Origin of the sequence: Bradyrhizobium sp., assembly GCF_052389815.1 — a bacterium.
Lineage (GTDB): Bacteria > Pseudomonadota > Alphaproteobacteria > Rhizobiales > Xanthobacteraceae > Bradyrhizobium.
Genome location: NZ_JBQTHN010000032.1, coordinates 1 through 2222, shown reverse-complemented (window position 1 = coordinate 2222; position 2222 = coordinate 1). Strand labels below are relative to the sequence as shown.

Below are 2222 nucleotides of genomic sequence, written 5' to 3'. Positions count from 1 at the left end.
GCGCGCTTGCCCTTGATGCCTTCCTCGATGGTGCAGAAGAAATCGGCGTGGTCGCGGCGCACCTTGCGCTTGTCGACGACGCGCGTCAGCCCGCCGGTGCCCGGCAGCACCGCGAGCAGCGGCACTTCGGGAAGCGAAACGGCGGCCGAGCCGTCATCGGCCAGGATGATGTGATCGGTGGCGAGCGCCAGCTCATAGCCGCCGCCTGCCGCGGTGCCGTTGACCACGGTGATGAAGCGCTGGCCGGAATTTTCCGAGGAATCCTCGATGCCGTTGCGGGTCTCGTTGGTGAACTTGCAGAAGTTGACCTTGTGGGCGTGGGTGGAGCCCGCCAGCATGCGGATGTTGGCGCCGGCGCAGAACACGCGGTTCTTGCCCGAGCGCATCACCACCACTTTCACCTCGGGATGCTCGAAGCGAAGCCGCTGCACGGCATCCGCCAGCTCGATGTCGACGCCGAGGTCGTAGGAATTGAGCTTGAGCTGGTAGCCCTCGAACAGGCCGCCGTTCTCGTCGACGTCCATGGTGAGGGTTGCGACATCGCCATTCACGTCGAGCTTCCAGTGCTTGTAACGGGAAGGATCGGTCTGGAAATCGATGTACTTCGCGCCGCCCGCGAGCACGCGATCTTCGCCGGCCATGGGCCTCACCCCTAGTGCTTTGTGTTAATGCTTAGATGCATAATAGTGCATGTTTTTGGATGCGTCTAGTCCAAAAAATCAAAAATATGCACTTTGGTTCATGTTCGACCGATGGCGGAAAAGGCGACCCAGTCGGCCTTGGTGAGTTCGGATTTGGCCGTTTTCGCCTTCAGCAGGGTCGCCAGCTCGGCCGTGGGGAAGCCATCGGCAAAGCCGTCCCCTGCCGCCGCGGCCTTGCGAGCAAAGAGCGTGTTCAGCTCGCCCAAGGCCTCATTGAACAATCGGGCCGCGGCATGCGGCTTCTGCATGCGCAGCCTCAAATTCGCATTGGCGATCTGGATGCAGGCGCGCAGCAGGATGCGCTCGCGGCCGCCTTGCGGTGCGGCGGCCCACACCGCTTCCAGCACCTCCTGCGATTCCCAGAAATAGCCGCGGTCGTTGAGCATCATGCCGTAGCGCAAAGCCGGATGGCGCGCCGGCACGTAGTCGCGGAAGCGCGCGGGCACCAGCGATTTCGCCTTCCACAGCGTGTCGTGATCGGCGTCGTCCTCGGTCATCTCGCCGGGCACGTAGGCCCATTGCGGCAGCGGCAGATCGGCCGGGGACGGCTGCGAACTCATCGACGCAGCCCTTCATGGAATGCCTCAGGCGGCCCGCCCCTGCGAGCCTTCGTCGCGCAACACCGCGCTTGCGAACTCCCCGATCGCATCAAGCGTAGCCCCCGGCGCCTCCCGATGCGGCGAATGGCCCGCCCCCGGGACAACGGTCGCATCGACGGGACAATAGCATTCTTCGCGGGCGATCTCGACCTGCCGCATCGTCCCATACTGGTCGCGCTCGCCCTGGACGATCGCGACCGGCACGCGGATGTAGGCGAGATATTCGGAAATGTCCCACTCACGGAATTTCGGGTCGAGCCAGGCGCGGTTCCAGCCGTAGAAGGCGTTGTTCACGTCCCTGTGCCAGCGCGCGAGCCTGGCCTTCAGGTCTGACGTCTCGTAGGCTCGCTTGATCTCGGCGATGGATTTCACCGAAACGTCCTCGACGATGAAATGCGGGGCGATCAGCACGAGTCCCTGCACGCGGTGATCCTGGCGCGAGCCGGCATAGACCGCCGCGATCGAGGCACCGTCGGAATGGCCCAGCAATAGTCCTCGGCGGAATCCGATTGTCTCGAGCACCTTCGGCAACACGTCGAACGCTTCGACGTGCATGTAGTCGAGCGGGCGCGGCAGCGTTACCGGGCTGGAGTTGCCGTAGCCGGCGCGGGAATAGGCGAAGACACCGCAGCCGGTGGCGGCCTGCAGCTTGTCGGGAAAATCACCCCAAAGGCCGACCGAGCCGAGCCCTTCATGCAGCATCACGATGGTCGGCGCGGCGTCCGGCGCGGGGCCGATCATTCGGTATTCGAGATCGGACGAATCGATGCGCAGGAAGCCGGTGGGGGAGAGGATCATGTTGTTGGCAGTCCGATTGTCATCGAGACGCTGCTATCTCCACGGCGTCGGGCCCCCGGGCGCCGCGGCCCCAAAACACCCAAAGAACAGGGGTAACAGGGGGGGGGGCCCCCCGCCCCGCAAC

Annotated in this window: 3 protein-coding genes; all 3 read right to left on the bottom strand. The window is 64.4% G+C overall.

Translation table 11 applies throughout. From position 1 onward, the window contains the following. The coding region (locus ACT4OC_RS07450; protein ID WP_444838330.1) for an enoyl-CoA hydratase-related protein at positions 1-641 on the bottom strand (641 nt) is incomplete at its 3' end. Between the two features lie 98 nt (positions 642-739). Beyond that, the gene (locus tag ACT4OC_RS07445) at positions 740-1261 is read right to left on the bottom strand and encodes a DUF309 domain-containing protein (RefSeq protein WP_444838329.1); all 522 of its coding nucleotides are present in this window, start codon (positions 1259-1261) and stop codon (positions 740-742) included. A gap of 24 nt (positions 1262-1285) precedes the next feature. Further along, positions 1286-2098 carry an alpha/beta fold hydrolase gene (locus ACT4OC_RS07440; RefSeq protein WP_444838328.1) on the bottom strand — a complete coding sequence of 271 codons (813 nt, stop codon included), beginning with the start codon at positions 2096-2098 and terminating at the stop codon, positions 1286-1288. Between the last annotated feature and the right edge of the window lie 124 nt (positions 2099-2222).